Source organism: Nitrospira sp. (genome assembly GCA_024760525.1).
Classification (GTDB): Bacteria; Nitrospirota; Nitrospiria; order Nitrospirales; family Nitrospiraceae; genus Nitrospira_D.
On sequence record CP060499.1, the window covers coordinates 1,747,225 to 1,763,723 of the forward strand.

Here is a 16,499-nt window from a genome sequence, read left to right on the forward strand (position 1 = left end):
GAAAGTTTACCATTTGTCGGAGGCCCTGCCGCTGACGTCCTCTCCAAAAAAATTGTGAAGAATATGCCGTTGTAAGTCAGTCAGTTCGCCTTGAGCCGCCTCACCCGCTCGCGAGGGGAGGGCATCGGATTCCTTGGGTGCCGGCGCCGATCGCTTCAGTAACTCTTGATCCAGCGCCTCGTCGCTCGTGTCCACGTCATTTTGGATAGAGACGAGCCGTTGGAGTCCGAACAACGTTCTGGTCGTTTCAGTGTGTACGGCGTTGGAACTGGCTCCGAATACGAGAGAATTCCACAGTCTTGTCTCGGCCGCTTCCGGAATTCCAATCCCCGCATAGACCCCCAACTTTTCGATCAGGGAGGATTCTGTCCCTTCGAGTCCGTCATAGGTGGCAATCGATCGTTCAATCGGAGCATAGGAAAGCACACGCAGGGTCTCTTTCCACAAATCGGGTGAAGGGATGTGTGGGTCGGCTGTGTGAGATCCGGAACATTTGGCCTGGATGGCGAGGAGATATTGAGACAAAAACTTTACCTTTCTGGCCGCCAGGGTACCGGCTGGAATGCCCCAGATATGGCCGATCTCATGGTCCTGTAACGTCGTCTGATCGGATGTCTGGCGTTCACGTTCCGCAAGAGAGAGGCGTTTTCTGAACCGTTCGGCGAAGCGAAGCTGGGTCTGCATCTCGACGACCAAACGGTGTTTCTGGTATTCCTCCGCGCTAATCTCGTTCTTGTCCCACCCCTCTTCCAATAACCGCAATGTCGTCGATGGGACGGCAGAACGAGCGCGTGCCTTGAAGTCTCCAATTCTATCGGCAGGAACTCCACGAGCTGCAAGAAGTGCGGCGGCCCGAGCGGCCAGCGCGTCCGCCGTACGGATAAAATTCCGGAGGGCGACACATTGGAGCCACGTCCGTTCACGGCGAAGTCGAACCCGCTTGCGATACTCGTTCCGTCGATCGATCATTGCCGTGATCGATTCCTGGGTCATCGTGGTGACAGGTTTTTTCCCGGAGACACACCGAGGATCCGGTCGATCCGCGACCATGAACAGAATTTCGTCGTGTGTGACATCAAGATATTGTAAGAGCAGAAGCCTGAGGATGATGCGGCCTTGTATCGGCAAGCCCGCAATAATCTCTTCAATCATCTCTGTGGTAAGAGGCGGCGAGATCAGTGCTTGTGTCATGGTTTTCCGATCAGGTCGTGAAGGTCCAGTTGTTGGATGAGGCGGGGATGCATGACACTTCCCTGGCACATGGCTTCCAGTCGGCGGTGCTAGGCGGTCCCGGCCCGCTGCTGTTGATGCTGTTCAAGTTGGAGCGCAACGTATTCACGAACATCCTGAACGGTGCCGCTGATGAACATTTCTCTGGGGATTTCTACCCGCACGAGCCGTGAAGGATCAATGCCCCGTTCTTGGGCGTAATGTTCATCGATGTAAAGGCTCAGAGAGCCGTCAGGAAAACGTAAGGCATAGAGGGCGGTTGTATCAGCCATGCGAGGTCCTTCCTGTCATCGTGGTACCTCGTAGAGGTAACACAGGGCTCGTCAGGCTGTCAAAGCGGGACTGCCGGTACACATAAAGCGAAACGGCTTTCAGTCGGGTGACCGAAAGCCGTTCGGCAGCACGGATGATGGTGAAAGCGAAGACTCGAGGAGATTCTCGCTCCGGGCGCGGTTCAGCCTCCCAATGTATCGAGCGTTTCCTTGAGACTCCGGCGGATACACGTGAAGATCGGGGTGTCCCGCAAGGTATACCGGGATCCTTCCGTCTCTCGCAGCGCCATCACCAGATCCAGGAAGTCCTCCGGTTTGTCGCTCTCAAAGGCCACTACCCACTCTTGATCGTCTAACCCGAAGGAATAGGTCGTGTTCAGCTTGACGGACGGGAACCGATGTCCCACTTCGATATGCTCGTCCATCATTCCTTGGCGCGCCGCCTTCGTCAGCAAAAACCACTCGCGCGTTTTGAGAAATGGATACACGAAGATGTACTTGCCTTTTCCCGGCACCACCGTGAGCCGTTTCCCTTCCTGCCCTGCGTGCGCATGGTGGTCGACATAGACGGATCGCTTGGTCATCGCCAGATAGGAATACGGAGTTGAGAGATACTGTCCGAGACCTGAGGCGAGCATCTTGGCACTCATGTCTTGGAACAGGTCCAGGTCATAGCTGATGCGCCACAGCATGAAGTCGCAGTCGCCCCGGATACCGACGGTGGAATAGGGGACCATCAGCACCTTGCCGTTGAAGTCCTCCGCAGCGCGCAGGAACTCCTGCTTGCCCTGGGTGCGCACATCTTCCGGGAGGCGCCGCCATGCGGGGTCCACTTTATAAAACACGAAGTTCACGTACTGCCGCCGAGGTGTCGGTGCGGCGGGGGGTGTGTCCGGAGTCGACATTCAAAGCTCCTTTAGTAGAGTGACAAGAAACACTTCCTCAGTTTTTGTTCGTTTAGCATTTCCCCTTCGGCCTTGTCAACGGGAGACGGGCTTATCCATTGACAGGCTGTGAGGGTTCTGTTAGTCGCAACCGCATGCATCACGCCTGTCAGGGATCTATGGGGCTTGCTGTGACCTGCATGCTTGGCATCGCGTGTCCCTCGGCTGCGATCGAGGTAGACCCGGCGCACGCACAAATCCAGGCCGCACTTGACCGCGGAACAAGAGCGGCGGCACACCATCAGCCGCCCGAAACCTTCTATGCGCGGTTTGGAGGCGCTGATGAGCTGCATGCCGGCGGGTTTCTGATCACAAAGCTCGGTGCACTATCGGTGATGGCGACGCATATGGCGTTACGCGGACTTGAACCGAGCTGGGCCGATGTCGCCCAAGTGACGCAGGCCCGGACGATGCTCGTCAACACCGTCATTTTCGGGGATAGTCCTTCTTTCGCGGTGAACAGTTATGTGGTGCTCGATCAGGGGGGGAAGGTCATCAAGCCCATGACCATGCGAGTCGATGGGCAAGCCAGTCGCAGCGCGGTCTGGCCCAACTCGCCTAAATTTCGGGCCAAAGTCGTGGCCGCATTTGGGTACGCCGATTTCGACCCAAAAGCGCAGACAACTCTTACCGTGTTTCCCGCAACCGGTGGAGAGGTTCGATTTTTGCTCGACTTCGGGCAAATAGAGTAGGGGCGTCATCCCGCTATGCGCAGGTCTCCCGCATCGGACCATCTATATCTCGCTGAAACGATTGCGATAGGGTCGGAACTTCTCGTGGGAGGCCGGTCTGACAGCAATTCGTTGTTCATCACCGACTCGCTGGCAGCGATCGGCATCGAGGTCAGGTTTAAGTCAATCGTCGGGGACGATGAGTCGGACATTGCAGACGTGCTGAAGACAGCCTGTCGCCGGGCCGGTATCGTCATCATTACCGGAGGACTAGGCCCGACGGTCGACGACTGTACCAGAGAAGCTGTCGCAGCGGTCACCGGCTTCCGGCTAGCACGCCGGAAAGAGGCGCTCGACGGCATGAGGGCCAGGCTGGCTCAGTGGGGGCGAATACCGAATCGCGGCCAATTGCGACAGGCGCTCATTCCATCTCGCGCGGGGGTCATCCCGAACCCGGTGGGTTCCGCGCCGGGTTTCGCGTTGGTGTGGCGGGGGACACGTATCATTGCATTGCCAGGTGTTCCGAGTGAGATGCGCGCGATGGTAGAAGAGTCGGTTCTCCCGCTCTTAACCTCTCAAGTTGAGCGATCAAAAGGGCTACATCCACATCCGATCACGAGGGTGGTCTTTCACACGTGGGGACTGCCTGAGGCTGACGTGGACGCCAAGTTACAGGGTCTGATGACAAAACGGACACCGGTCGCGTTGGGTCTGCTTGCTTCGCCGACCGGAGTGCTGGTGTCGTTGACAACGAAGGCACAAAGTCCCATCAAGAAGGAGAGTCTATCTTCGCTGGTGCTGGAAGTTCGAGCGAGATTGCAGGAGTGGATCTATGCGGAAGGTTACGACACCCTGGAAGAGGTGGTCGGTCGAATGTTGCGCGAGCAGAAACTGACCGTCGCGGTTGCCGAGTCGTGTACCGGAGGTCTGATTGGACACCGTCTTACGCAGGTACCGGGATCCTCGGCCTATCTCGATCGGGGAGCCATCTGCTACAGCAATCAGGCGAAAACGGAGATGCTCGGAGTTCCGGCAAGTCTCATAGGGCAATATGGTGCGGTGAGCCGGGAAGTCGCTGCGGCGATGGCCAAGGGCATGCGTGAACGGGCGGGTGCGTCGGTGGCGTTGAGTGTGACGGGTATCGCCGGACCCGGAGGCGCGACGCAGACTAAACCCGTCGGGTTGGTGTACATCGGGCTCGACGATGGCAGCGGCAACACGATCACGAAGGAATTGCGATTCCATGGGGACCGCTCCGTCATTAAACAGCGCGCCGCCCAGGCGGCTCTGGATATGCTTCGCCGGTGGTTGATCGACAGAGTCAGGACATGATTCGGGCATTCCTCGCCGTGGAAATCGACGATGAGGTCCGCGCAGGTCTCTCCCACGTGCAGCAAGATCTCAAACGGCGGCTTGCGCTTCATCCCTCAAAAGATACCCGTATGACCTGGGGACAACCCAATTCGTTTCATCTCACGATCAGGTTTCTTGGAGACACGGACGAGCAGCTCATCGGCCACATGCGTGATGCGATGGCGATTGTCAGGCAGTCGCACCCGACCATTCAGATTCCCCTCGATCAGCTGCAAGCGTTTCCCAACGCTCGACAGCCGCGGGTTCTATGGGTAGGGCCGTCTGAGCAGTGGCTGCAAAGCGCCGCGGCAACCCAGTTGACTGCTTTCCATCAGGCCATCGAGTCTCGCTGTCGCTCGTTCGGTTTCGCACCGGATGACAAACCCTTCATGCCGCACCTGACACTGGCACGGATCAAGATAGGCGAACGACAAGTTGGGCAGTTTCTGACGCAAAGCGGCGTCTGTGCCTGCCCGCTCTCGTTAGGAAAGATCACAGTCGGAGCGCTTGTGCTGATGAAAAGCGAGCTGCGTCCTACCGGGTCTCTGTATACGAAACTGTGGGAGGTGGGAGAAGGTTGCCACGGGTAGCAGCGATCTATTCGGTGCGCCCGAGCGCACTCGCACAGGATGTCATGGTTCGAGCAGTGGAACGAGTGCCGTATGGCCTTGCTGAAGAGCCAGGTCCACCGGACGTTCTCCGGTCGACAGCCTGGCATTCTTATCCCCTCCGTGTTTCAGCAGCAGTTCGATAATCGTCTGATCGCCTCGATACGCCCCAACATGCAATAGCGTCACGCCGCCCATCCGCACCTGGCCGTTCACATCCGCGCCCTTGTGCAGGAGGAGGGTCACCACGTCTCGATGTCCCTGTTGCACTGCGAGGGAAAGCGGCGTCATTCCATCCGTTCTCCGCTGATTCACGGCCGCTCCTTGTTCCAACAAGAGCGCCACCACCTCCCGATGCCCATTCTTCACAGCCAACAGCAGCGGTGTCATCCCGCGCTCATCGGCTGCCTGCACGCCGACCCCCTGCCCAAGGAAGATCTCCACTCGGAGGAGATTGCCATCGGAGGCGGCTGTGCGTAACTTCTCCTCCGGCGCCGTCGCGCAGCCGCTCAGAAGAATGAGCGCGAGCGTACATGGGCCAAGTTTGCAATTTGAAGGAACCTGTTTCATATCGCATCTTCCTTTTTCGGTGAGCTTGATGGAGTCGAGAAGTACCGAATGATGCCGGATATCGCATACGCGAGATTGTATTACACGGCAACTCAACCGCAGATCAAGAGTTATGCCTGAGATGCCCATGAGACGAGTCTGTGTTCTTGTGCCTCGTCATTCTGTAACGAGGCGAGAGAAGCGGGATCGAGCTGCTGTTGGGAGATCAGAACAATCTGACTCTTCAGTCATCATGCTCATCCGGCCTTTCGCGGCTGCAGCAGCGAAAACAACGTGGTGTGGCCTTGCTGGCGAGCCAGATCTATAGGGCGATCTCCTGATTTCGTCTTGGCATTCTTGTCTCCCCCATACTTGAGCAACAAGGTAATGATCTCCCGATTGCCATGATAGGCTCCCACATGCAAAGGCGTCATCCCGTCGTTCGCCTGTGCTTTCACGTCCGCTCCTTGTTTCAGGAGGAGGACGACCATGTCGCGATGGCCCGCCGCCGTCGCGACATGAAGCGGTGTCGCGCCATCAGGCGCTTGCTGGTTGACCAACGCGCCCTTTTCCAACAACAACGCGACGACGTCGCGATGATCGTTTTGCACGGCCATGAAGATCGGCGTGGCGCTGTTCCTCGCTTTCTGATTGATCGATGCTCCCTGCCGCAACAAGAGCTCGGCTACCTCCCGATGGCCGTTCTGCGCTGCAACGAGAAGCGGTGTCACGCCATTCTGTACCGCGTGGTTCACTGCGGCCCTTTTTCCCAGCAACAGCGACACAATCGCCTGATGCCCGTTCTGGGCTGCGACGAGAAGCGGGGTTGTGCCGTCCCGCATCGCCTGATTCACCGCCGCCCCCGCGCTCAGCAACAACGCCACGACTGCCTGATGCCCGTTCTGGGCCGCGACGAGAAGCGGCGTCGCGCCGTCTGCCATGGTCTGGTTGACCGAGGACCCCTGTTGCAGCAAAAGCTCAACGACATCCCGATGCCCTTTCTGCACGGCGATGAAGAGCGGCGTCACGCCGTCTTCGGCAGGCTGGTTCGCTGGGGCCTCGTGCTGAAGCAAGAGCGCCACGACGTCTCGATGGCCGTTCTGGGCTGCGATGAAAAGTGGTGTCACGCCGCCTTTGGTCGTCTGATTCACCGGCGCGCCTTTGTCCAGGAAAAGCGCCGCCACATCCCGATGGCCGTTTTGCGACGCGATATAGAGCGGCGTTGCGCCGTCATTGGTTGCCTGATTCACCAACGCCCCCTTATTCAGCAAGAACGCCACCGTGTCCCGGTGTCCGTTCCACGCCGCGGCATGGAGCGGTGTCGCGCCGGTCTGATTGGCCGCGTGCACGTCGGCGCCTTCCTCGATCAATGTTTTCACTTTGCCGAGATCCCCGTCCATTGCGGCCGTCAGTAGCTTCTCATCCACCGGGCGCATGGCCATCAGCAGCGGCAGCAGGGCGCAGATGACCCCCAACTTCGCCCATCGTGAAATCATGTCAGCCTCCCATCACGTATTCACGGAAAGGAATAATTATGAACTGATTCGAGTGACTGTTTCCTGTCTTAGTGTCGCTAGGCTTGTTGTCGTGCACATCTCTCTTGGAGCGGAATACCACCCTGCGCACCAACACGTCTGCATCTATTCGATCGGGTGACCACGGGAGGTGGTAGCTGTGACACGTTGGAAAAGCAAGTCGAGGTGTGTCAGCGATGCTTAGAGTTTGGGGAGCAGCATGACAGCGATCTTTCGAAGCGAGGCTTTGAGTCGGTCTTCGGGAAGGATGTCCTTATCCGCTGTGAGGGCGTAGTACCGAGCTCCTTTCAGCACGGCCACGCCGAGGCTCTCCTCGTCAATGAGTACGAATGTACGATCGCCGATTCCTTTGTCTTCGATCACCTGGACCTCCGCCTCCTTGAGTTCCTTGAGAAGGTTTTCCAATGTGATGTACTTCTTGGCCGCGCTGGTCGATGCAAACTCTGCCACGCTCACGACCAGGGTCCCATCGGTCAAATCGTAGGTACACGTCCACGTCTGGGAGCCGGTGTCTGTATCCTGATCCGGGCCGTCGAGAATGACAGAGGAAATCGGCTGGCCGATGGTAGCGCCTATTTCTGATCGAGAAATCAGCGAGCAGACATCAAGAGCCTGGACCGGAGAAGTGACGACCAGACTTGCGACGATGAGGGCGAACGCAGCAGCTGCCTTTGCACTCTTCAGGAGTCGCGATGTGTTGCACTCATTGCGTGCGAAGGCCAGGTGTTCAATGTGTGCCATGGCGTACGCCCCATTCTAGGATGTCAAGGCGCAAAGGTCCAGATGAAAAATGTGGCGGTTATGTTGCACTTGACACCGACTCCTGGTTTGGGTATAGTGGCCTCACTAAACAGGAGGCCTCATGAAAAAGCTCACCACACAGCCAACCGTCACTCTCTCTCAGTTGATGCATAAGTTCTCGACTGAGGAAGCCTGCAAAGAGCACCTGAAGAATCTTCGCTGGCCAAATGGTGTGACGTGCCCACGTTGCAATAACGCCAAGGTCTACGAACTGAAGAAGCGCCCGTTTCACTGGGTCTGCAAAGCGAAGAACTGCGGCGGGCCTAATGGCTATCGCTTCTCGGTGATTGCTAAGACCATCTTTGAAAACACGAACTATCCCCTGACGGTCTGGTTCCAGGTGATCTACCTCATGATGCAGAGCAAGAAGGGGATCAGCGCCTTGCAGATCCACCGGCAGATCGGGAGCGGCGACTACCGTACCGCTTGGTATATGTGCCATCGCATCAGAGCCGCTATGAAGGAGGGCAGCTTCGGTAAGCTCATGGGAGAGGTTGAGGTAGACGAGACGTATCTCGGCGGCAAAGACAGGAATAGGCATCGCGGCAACCGCTCTAGTCTTCCGGGCATCACAGGCGGCAAGGTTGGCGTGATTGGGGCCATTGCTCGTAAAGGCAATGTGGTCTGCCAAATCATTGAGAATACCGACCGTCTGACGTTGAGCAACTTCGTGCGGAACACGGTCAGTGAGCAAGTATCTTTGGTGGCCACTGACGAACACCCCAGCTATGCCCGATTGGGCCGTCAATTTCCGCACCAGATTGTAAATCACCGGAAGGGTGAATATGTGCGCGGGAACGTGCATACCGCAAACCTGGACAGCTTCTGGAGCATGCTGAAGCGTGGCGTGATCGGCACCTATCACAAGGTGAGTAAGGATTACTTGCCGCTGTACCTGGCGGAATTCTCGTTCCGACACAATAACCGAGAGAATCCAGACCTGTTCAATGATGTCCTGGCAGAATGCTGAGCACGCGACCGGTGAAGCGTGCCAGCATGAAGTACGAGCCGAAGAATGTGCAGCTACGCTTGGCTTATAGAGAAAAGGACTAATCATGTTTGACCTGGCGACTATTCAGAGCGCTATTAGTGGTCTCCAAACTGCTGGCCAACTTGCTAAGTCCATGAGCGAGCTGTCGGCGTCGATCGATCTGAAGACCAAGGTTATTGAGCTCCAAAGTGCCATCCTGGCCGCCCAGCAAAGCGCATTGGCGGCCCAGTCTGACCAGCTTGCGATGATTGAGCGAATACGCAATCTTGAAAAAGAAATCGCTGATGTAAAAGCATGGGAAGAACAGAAACAGCGCTATAAAATGATCCCACCTTGGGCTGGTGCCAGCTGTCTGGTGTATGGTCTGAAAGAATCGTGCAAAGGAGCCGAACCAGCGCATTGGATATGCACTAAGTGTTACGACGATGGTAGACGCACGGTCTTGAATCCGAAGAAAAGTCAAACTTCTATGGCGTTGCTTCATTGTCCCACCTGTAAAGCTGAAGTAGAAACTGGCTATAGACATGTTGCAGCACCGACGTATGCCCAAGATTAGAATTAATAGGAGGTCTTATGCCAAAAGCGAAACCAGTCTCACTGTTTCCGTTGAGTTTTGATGAGGCGCTAACCATGATTCTTAAGGCACCTCCGAAACCACATAAAAAGAACCCTAGGGCCAAGAAGTAGCTACGGTTCAGGCAAGCGATAGATCATGCGCAAATCCTTGAGGCCTATAGGGTGCATGTTAATGGCTAGTCGTTCATTGATGGCTTTCCATTGCCAACGATCAGTAGAAGGAACAGCATTAAAAACCACATGGATAAAATGAAGCCTAGCCTCGTGAGCCAGAATATCTGCGGCCTGTAGACCAGGAAATCTCTTAGAGTCAGCATGCGTAATTGTCCCCATTCTTGGGGCGATAGGCACAAGTGTTATCGTCTCAGGTTGCCGCTTCAGATCGCTCCACAATTCCTTTGCACGACCTTGATACTCCTTAGTCTCATCAAAAATAGCGGCCAGTTGCTCACGTTTATCCATTGTCAAAAGACAGCTAGCCGCAACGAAGATTACGTGTCCGAAAGCGAGAAAATACGGCTTTTCGTACTTCTTAGGACCCATTCTTCGCTTTTCTTCTGCGCTTAAGGTAGCGAATGCACGAAGATGGACGGCAGAAGCGACACCAACACACTGAATAGAGTTGATTATCGCAATAAATCGCCTCTGGATCGCTTCCCGCTCTGGAATAGTCAGGCCCTTATAGTCGCTTTCACCAGCCACGCAGTCGTACATCTTAAATTCAAGGAATGGCTTTCCGTACCTCTCCCTTAGCTCCTCAAGCGCTATCGTCCAACTCACCTCCAATTTCTCCCATTCACTCTGAGCAGCTACATAGGCAGAAACGCAAAACACCTGCCCGTCCGTTTCGCTTTCATCACCGTATGCACCTAAATTCAGCATTGCAGTTAGCTTATGACTGGTTCCTTGTGGATGGATGTAACACGATAGCCCGCCGAGGCTTTTCATACCGAACCTCGGCCACAGGTGTCAAGCCTAACATAATCGCCAAAAATGTCGACGCGACACGAGGAGAAGGGAGCACGGGTGGGTCGGTCGGCGACTGATGGGTTCGTGTACGCAACTTTCGGTTGTATCGCCTTGCACGCGTCCTTGCTTGAGTTCAGACTAGGTTTTCTCCGTGCCCCTTGGGTATAATCCCCCGACCATCATTCTTTTACGTTGTAGGAGATTCGTATGTCAGAGAAGGACGACAAGAAGCGCGCGCTCGACCTAGCCCTTTCCCAGATTGAGAAACAGTACGGGAAGGGAGCGATTATGAAACTTGGAGCCGAGGACAAGCACGCCGACGTGCCGGCTATTTCGACAGGGTCGTTGGGACTGGACATCGCTCTCGGGGTCGGAGGACTCCCACGTGGACGCGTGATCGAGATCTTCGGACCGGAGGCTTCCGGAAAAACCACAATGACGCTGCATTGTATCGCTGAGGTACAGAAGACGGGCGGAGTTGCCGCATTCATCGATGCGGAGCATGCGCTGGATTTGACCTATGCCAAGAAGCTTGGCGTCCAGGCCGACGATCTTCTGGTCTCCCAGCCGGACACGGGCGAGCAGGCATTGGAAATCGCCGAAACATTGGTGCGGAGCGGCGCGATCGATTTGATCGTGGTTGATTCAGTCGCGGCGTTGACCCCTCGCGCGGAGATCGAAGGCGAGATGGGCGATGCCCATATGGGCCTTCAAGCCCGGCTGATGTCGCAGGCGCTGAGAAAGCTCACCGCCGCCATTGCAAAGTCATTGACCACGGTGATCTTTATCAATCAAATCCGCATGAAGCTGGGTGTGATGTTCGGGAATCCTGAGACGACCACCGGCGGGAACGCCCTCAAGTTTTATTCGTCCGTCAGGCTTGATATTCGCCGCATTGAATCGATCAAAGAAGGTCAAGAGGTCATGGGAAGCCGTGTCCGCGTGAAAGTCGTCAAGAATAAGATGGCGCCGCCGTTCCGCCAGGCGGAGTTCGATATCATGTTTGCGGAAGGTATTTCCAAGACCGGCGAATTGGTGGACATGGGGGTGGATAAGAAGATTATCGAAAAATCAGGCGCCTGGTATTCCTACAAAGGCGAACGCATCGGTCAAGGCCGCGACTCCGCTCGGGAATTCCTGAAGAATAATGCTCCTGCGGCTCGAGAGGTCGAAGCAAAACTTCGTGACCTAGCCGGAGTGCCGGGCCGAAGTGAGAAGAAAGCAGAGGCCAAGGAAGAGAAGCCGGCGGCACGCAGCGATGAAAAGCGGGCGCATCGGTAGCGGCCGGCATGTGGGAGTGCGGACGCGGAGAAACCGATCGCCCCCTCAAGATTGGATACAGCTCGCGGTACGGTTTCTCGCTCGTCGAGACCGTACCGTCGCTCAAGTCGAGCAGTTTCTGGCATCCAAAGGAGCCTCGCCCATTCACATTAGGCAAACGGTCCGCCGGCTGTCCGACCTCAACTATCTCAATGATCAGGTCTATGCCCAACGATGGGTGGACAATCGGTTGGCGTCTCGGCCGATGGGGCAAGAGCGGCTGAAGGCGGAATTGCAAGCCAAAGGAATTGCCGAGACTCTGGCAAATCGAGTGGTGGCCCAGGCGTTCCATGAGCATGATGAAGCGACATTGGCTCATCGAGTGGTGAAGGGGAAGAATCGTCAGGGCCGAAAATTGACGCGGGTCCAGATCGTGCGCCTCTTACGTCAACGGGGCTTCGGCGAGGAGGCGATCGACCATATGATCGGGGGTCTCGTCGATCGAGAGGGATCGGATTCATGACACAGAGTGCACAGGAACTCAGACAGTCGTTCATTCGCTACTTCGAGCAGCAGGGCCACCAGGCGGTGCCCAGCTCGGCTTTGCTTCCCCAGGCCGACCCGACGTTACTGTTCACCAACGCCGGCATGAACCAATTCAAGCGGGTCTTTCTCGGAGAAGACACGCGGCCCTACACGCGGGCCGTGTCCGTACAAAAATGCCTGCGCGCCGGAGGCAAGCACAATGACCTCGAAAACGTCGGCTACACCAGGCGCCACCATACGTTCTTTGAGATGTTGGGCAACTTTTCCTTCGGCGACTATTTCAAGGAAGAGGCGATCCGATTCGGCTGGGAATTTTTGACGCAGACGGTCGGGCTGGCGAAGGACCGGATGTGGGTGACCGTCTTCCGCGAGGACGACGAGGCTGACCGGATCTGGAGGCAGATCGGTGTGTCGCCGTCGCGCATCGTGCGGTGTGACGAAAAAGATAACTTCTGGCAAATGGCGGACACCGGCCCCTGCGGCCCTTGCTCGGAGATCCATTTCGATCAGGGTCCTGCAGTTCCCGGCGATGATGGGCCGAACGGGGCGGGCGATCGCGTGATCGAAATCTGGAACCTCGTCTTCATGCAGTACAACCGGGATGCGTCCGGTACGTTGACTCCTTTGCCGAAGCCGAGCATCGATACCGGAATGGGCCTCGAACGGCTGACGGCGGTCGCGCAGGGCGTCTTCAGCAATTATGACAGTGACCTGTTCACACCGCTGCTGGCGGCAGTCGCCAAGCGGGCCGGCACCGAGTATGGCGTGAAGGAGACGTCGGATCGCTCCATGCGCGTCATCGCAGACCATCTTCGGGCGATCACTTTTCTCATGGCCGACGGCGTATTGCCGTCGAACGAAGGGCGTGGCTATGTGTTGCGGCGCATTCTGCGCCGCGCCGCCCGGCACGGCAGGTTGCTCGGCATCATCGAGCCCTTTCTGCATGAACTCAGCGCAGTCGTCGTCGAGCAAATGACCGGCGCCTATCCGGAAGTGCGCATGGCGGCCGGTACGATCACTGAGGCGACGAGAGGCGAAGAAGAACGGTTTATCGCGACACTCGATCAGGGGTTACCGATCTTGAACGACATGATCGAAAAGACGCGAGCGTCCAGCCGGACGGTCTTGGCGGGTGGGGACGTCTTCAAGCTCTACGACACATATGGATTTCCCATGGACCTGATCACGGAGGCTTGCCGAGAGCAGGGGATGACGGTCGATGAACCAGGCTTCGATGCGGCGATTGAGGAGCAGCGGACCCGTGCGCGCAAGACCGGCGGGTTTGAGCAGGACACGACTCGCCCGGCGGTGGCCGAGTTGACCAAGCGGATCGGGGGTACGCAGTTCGTAGGGTATGACCGGTTGGAGAGCGACAGCGTGCTGCGCGCGATTCTCAAGGGCGAGCAGTTGGTGAAGGAAGCGGCGGAAGGCGACGAAGTCGAAGTCGCGCTGGATGTGACGCCCTTTTATGCCGAAGGCGGGGGACAGGTCGGGGACCGGGGCACGTTGGTGGGGCCGGAAGGGCTGGTGGATATCACAGATACGACGCGAGCGGCGCCGGCACTCATCCTTCATAAGGGGACTGTCCGCAAAGGGCGTATCCGGGAAGGGGAACAATTACGTATGACGGTCAACCCCTCGACGCGCCAGGACGCCGCGCGCAATCACACGGCCACGCATTTGGTCCATGCGGCGCTGCGCGATCTCCTCGGCCCGCATGTGAAGCAATATGGGTCGCTGGTCGGGCCGAACCGGCTCCGGTTCGACTTTGCCCACTTCCGGCCGCTGTCATCCCGCGACATCGACGACATCGAATCGACGGTGAACGGGGAAATCCGCAGGAACGAGGCGGTTCGTACCGAGGTCATGAGCATTCAGGACGCGGTCGAGAAAGGAGCCCTGGCGTTCTTTGGCGATAAGTACGGCGAGCAGGTGCGTGTGGTCAGCGTCGAATCGTTCAGCAAGGAACTTTGCGGTGGTACCCACTGCCGGCAGACGGGCGACATCGGGCTTTTCCGCATCGTGTCGGAGGCAGGCGTGGCTGCCGGCGTGCGCCGGATCGAGGCACAGACCGGCAGCGGCGCGTATGGGCTCATGAAGAAACTCGAGGCCGATGTCAGAGAACTATCGGAATTGTTGAAGGTGGGACAGTCCGAACTGGCCGCCAAGACCCGTAAACTCCTGGTCCAGCTCAAGGACAAGGAACGGGAGCTGGAAGAAGTGAAGCTCAAGATGGCCGGCGGCTCAACGGCGGCATCGAGCGCCAAAATCATCGCCGGGGTGACGGTTCACGCGCAGCGGACGGACGGGCTGGATGTGAACGGCATGCGGGCGTTGGCGGATCAGCTTCGGGACAAGCTGAAAAGCGGCGTCATCGCGCTGGGAGCGGCTTCCGGTGACGGCAAAGTTTCCTTGCTGGTCGTGGTGACGAAGGATTTGACCGGCACACTCAAGGCCGGGGAACTCATCAAAGCGATGGCGGCGGAAGTGGGCGGCACCGGCGGTGGCCGCCCGGAAATGGCTCAAGCTGGCGGGAAGGACCCTGCCAAGCTCGATACGGCGTTGGAAAAAGTTTTTGGTCTAGTCGAAAGCACCCTCCGGCGGTAGAATCATGCCTGGCCGTATTCTCGCACTCGATTACGGGACCAAGCGGATCGGCGTGGCTCTCAGCGACGAGCTGGGATGGACGGCGCAACCGCTCGAAACCTTGGAGCGTCGGACGCTGGACCGTGACATCGCCCACATCCAACACTTGGTGACTCTTCACGATGTCCGGGAAGTGCTGATCGGGCTCCCATTGCGCCTCAACGGCGAAGCAGGACCGGCGGCTCAGGCTGTTCAGGGCTTTGTGATCCGGTTAGGTGAAACGCTTTCAGTCCCGATCGTGACCTGGGACGAGCGCATGACGACGAAAGCAGCGGAAGACTTGCTGATCGCTGCCGATGTCAGTCGAAAAAAGCGTAAGGGGGTCGTGGATCGTGTCGCCGCTGCCATACTCTTACAAGGCTATCTTGAGGCACAGACCCCTTCTTCCGTTCAGAGTGAAACCAACAGCGCTGTTACTGAGACGGGGGAAGAGGGAATAGCGCCGCCTCCCATCGACCAATCATATGAAGTTGCGCCTGATCTTCATCGTAGCCGTCACCATCGTCGCTCTCGCCGGGGCGGCCGCCTATCAGATGATTCGATGGGCTGAAGCTCCGGTCCTTTCCGAATCCGATCATCCTCAAGAGAAAATCGTGGTGATCGCCGAAGGGACTCCGTTCAACCAAGTCGCGACGTTGCTTGAACGGGAGCGGTTGATCAGGAGCCGCTTGGCATTTCTGCTATTGGGAAAGATTCAGGAAGCCGACCGCAAGATTCACCCCGGAGAATACGAGCTCAATGCCGCCATGCGTCCGGCCGAGATCCTTTCCAAGTTCCTTGCCGGTCGAGTGGTGCTGCATGCCGTCACGATCCCCGAAGGGTATACGATCATTCAAATCGCCGATGTCCTGGATGAACAGCGTATTACGAATAGGGCGGAGTTCGTCAAGTTGGCATCCGACAAGTCCTTCATTGAGACCCTGGGAATTTCTGCGAATACCGTGGAGGGGTATCTGTATCCGGACACGTATCGCTTTGCCAGATCGACGGCGGCGAAAGATGTCATCAGAGCGATGATGGATCGACTCGGGCGTGTGATGACTCAGGAGTGGCAGGCACGGGCCAAAGATATCAACATGACGCTGCATGAAGTATTGACGCTGGCCTCAGTCATCGAAAAAGAAACCGGTTCCGGAGATGAGCGGCCTCAGATCTCCTCCGTGTTTCATAATCGACTGAAGAAACGCATTCCCCTGCAGAGCGATCCGACCGTCATCTATGGGTTGGAGAATTTCGACGGAAACCTTCATAAGAGGGATCTCTCCCATCCCAGCCCCTACAATACTTACCGTTGGACCGGTTTGCCGCCTGGTCCCATTGCGAGCCCGGGGGCACAATCGATCCGCGCCGCGTTGTATCCGACGCCCTCCGCCTACCTGTATTTTGTCTCCAAGAACGATGGGACACACCAGTTTTCCGCTACGCTCGTGGAGCATAATAAGGCGGTGGAGCGGTACCAGAAACGGCCTTTTCGGCGAGGAACTCATTCCCAAACGTTTGTGGTTCCATGCGATACGAACGTTATTCCCAAGAAAGGGGTAGCCTAGA

17 protein-coding genes are annotated in these 16,499 nt (G+C 57.1%); 10 read left to right on the forward strand and 7 right to left on the reverse strand.

Annotation, left to right across the window (positions count from 1 at the left end; all coding sequences use genetic code 11):
• Window positions 1-6 precede the first annotated feature (6 nt).
• The 3 genes from H8K04_08200 to H8K04_08210 all read right to left on the reverse strand — a co-directional run bounded on the left by H8K04_08200 (window position 7) and on the right by H8K04_08210 (window position 2,407).
• Window positions 7-1,191 carry a hypothetical protein gene (locus tag H8K04_08200; GenBank protein ID UVT17504.1) on the reverse strand — a complete coding sequence of 395 codons (1,185 nt, stop codon included), beginning with the start codon at window positions 1,189-1,191 and terminating at the stop codon, window positions 7-9.
• Window positions 1,192-1,280: 89 nt separating this feature from the next.
• Complete coding sequence (locus H8K04_08205; protein UVT17505.1) at window positions 1,281-1,502, reverse strand: hypothetical protein; 222 nt, start codon at window positions 1,500-1,502, stop codon at window positions 1,281-1,283.
• Window positions 1,503-1,684: 182 nt separating this feature from the next.
• Window positions 1,685-2,407: a chlorite dismutase family protein gene (locus H8K04_08210; GenBank protein UVT17506.1), complete on the reverse strand. Its 723-nt coding sequence runs from the start codon at window positions 2,405-2,407 to the stop codon at window positions 1,685-1,687.
• 170 nt (window positions 2,408-2,577) lie between these two features.
• Here H8K04_08210 and H8K04_08215 point away from each other — a divergent pair, with 170 nt between their 5' ends.
• Genes H8K04_08215 through thpR form a run of 3 tightly spaced genes read left to right on the forward strand, consistent with a single transcriptional unit; the run spans window position 2,578 to window position 5,060 of the window.
• The gene (locus H8K04_08215) at window positions 2,578-3,138 is read left to right on the forward strand and encodes a hypothetical protein (protein ID UVT17507.1); all 561 of its coding nucleotides are present in this window, start codon (window positions 2,578-2,580) and stop codon (window positions 3,136-3,138) included.
• Window positions 3,139-3,153: 15 nt separating this feature from the next.
• A complete protein-coding gene (locus tag H8K04_08220; GenBank protein UVT17508.1) occupies window positions 3,154-4,449 on the forward strand; it encodes a competence/damage-inducible protein A in 1,296 nt (431 codons plus the stop codon).
• Window positions 4,446-5,060, forward strand: coding sequence for an RNA 2',3'-cyclic phosphodiesterase (gene thpR / locus H8K04_08225; GenBank protein UVT17509.1), 615 nt, complete (start codon window positions 4,446-4,448; stop codon window positions 5,058-5,060). Before H8K04_08220 ends, thpR begins: the two co-directional genes overlap by 4 nt.
• Before the next feature lie 42 nt (window positions 5,061-5,102).
• Here thpR and H8K04_08230 read toward each other — a convergent pair whose 3' ends face one another.
• The 3 genes from H8K04_08230 to H8K04_08240 all read right to left on the reverse strand — a co-directional run bounded on the left by H8K04_08230 (window position 5,103) and on the right by H8K04_08240 (window position 7,903).
• Window positions 5,103-5,648, reverse strand: a complete 546-nt coding sequence (locus H8K04_08230) for an ankyrin repeat domain-containing protein (GenBank protein ID UVT17510.1) — start codon at window positions 5,646-5,648, stop codon at window positions 5,103-5,105.
• Between the two features lie 236 nt (window positions 5,649-5,884).
• Window positions 5,885-7,123, reverse strand: coding sequence for an ankyrin repeat domain-containing protein (locus H8K04_08235; protein ID UVT17511.1), 1,239 nt, complete (start codon window positions 7,121-7,123; stop codon window positions 5,885-5,887).
• A 219-nt stretch (window positions 7,124-7,342) separates the two neighbouring features.
• A complete protein-coding gene (locus H8K04_08240; protein UVT17512.1) occupies window positions 7,343-7,903 on the reverse strand; it encodes a hypothetical protein in 561 nt (186 codons plus the stop codon).
• 121 nt (window positions 7,904-8,024) lie between these two features.
• Here H8K04_08240 and H8K04_08245 point away from each other — a divergent pair, with 121 nt between their 5' ends.
• Both H8K04_08245 and H8K04_08250 read left to right on the forward strand, forming a co-directional pair.
• Window positions 8,025-8,933: an IS1595 family transposase gene (locus tag H8K04_08245; protein UVT17513.1), complete on the forward strand. Its 909-nt coding sequence runs from the start codon at window positions 8,025-8,027 to the stop codon at window positions 8,931-8,933.
• 85 nt (window positions 8,934-9,018) lie between these two features.
• Window positions 9,019-9,510, forward strand: a complete 492-nt coding sequence (locus tag H8K04_08250; protein UVT17514.1) for a hypothetical protein — start codon at window positions 9,019-9,021, stop codon at window positions 9,508-9,510.
• A gap of 131 nt (window positions 9,511-9,641) precedes the next feature.
• Here H8K04_08250 and H8K04_08255 read toward each other — a convergent pair whose 3' ends face one another.
• Window positions 9,642-10,478 (reverse strand): DUF3800 domain-containing protein, encoded by an 837-nt coding sequence (locus H8K04_08255; protein UVT17515.1) that lies wholly within the window; start codon window positions 10,476-10,478, stop codon window positions 9,642-9,644.
• A 228-nt stretch (window positions 10,479-10,706) separates the two neighbouring features.
• On the opposite strand from H8K04_08255, the gene recA reads away from it, so the two are divergent.
• From recA to mltG, 5 genes are read left to right on the forward strand one after another with little or no spacing between them, the layout of a single operon-like run.
• The gene (gene recA, locus H8K04_08260; protein UVT17516.1) at window positions 10,707-11,780 is read left to right on the forward strand and encodes a recombinase RecA; all 1,074 of its coding nucleotides are present in this window, start codon (window positions 10,707-10,709) and stop codon (window positions 11,778-11,780) included.
• Window positions 11,758-12,282, forward strand: coding sequence for a regulatory protein RecX (locus H8K04_08265; GenBank protein UVT17517.1), 525 nt, complete (start codon window positions 11,758-11,760; stop codon window positions 12,280-12,282). The genes recA and H8K04_08265 overlap by 23 nt, the downstream gene beginning before the upstream one ends.
• The gene (gene alaS / locus H8K04_08270; GenBank protein UVT17518.1) at window positions 12,279-14,912 is read left to right on the forward strand and encodes an alanine--tRNA ligase; all 2,634 of its coding nucleotides are present in this window, start codon (window positions 12,279-12,281) and stop codon (window positions 14,910-14,912) included. The genes H8K04_08265 and alaS overlap by 4 nt, the downstream gene beginning before the upstream one ends.
• Window positions 14,913-14,916: 4 nt before the next feature.
• Window positions 14,917-15,501 (forward strand): Holliday junction resolvase RuvX, encoded by a 585-nt coding sequence (gene ruvX, locus H8K04_08275; GenBank protein ID UVT17519.1) that lies wholly within the window; start codon window positions 14,917-14,919, stop codon window positions 15,499-15,501.
• On the forward strand, window positions 15,416-16,498 hold the full coding sequence (mltG, locus tag H8K04_08280; protein ID UVT17520.1) for an endolytic transglycosylase MltG: 1,083 nt from the start codon (window positions 15,416-15,418) through the stop codon (window positions 16,496-16,498). The genes ruvX and mltG overlap by 86 nt, the downstream gene beginning before the upstream one ends.
• Window position 16,499 lies beyond the last annotated feature (1 nt).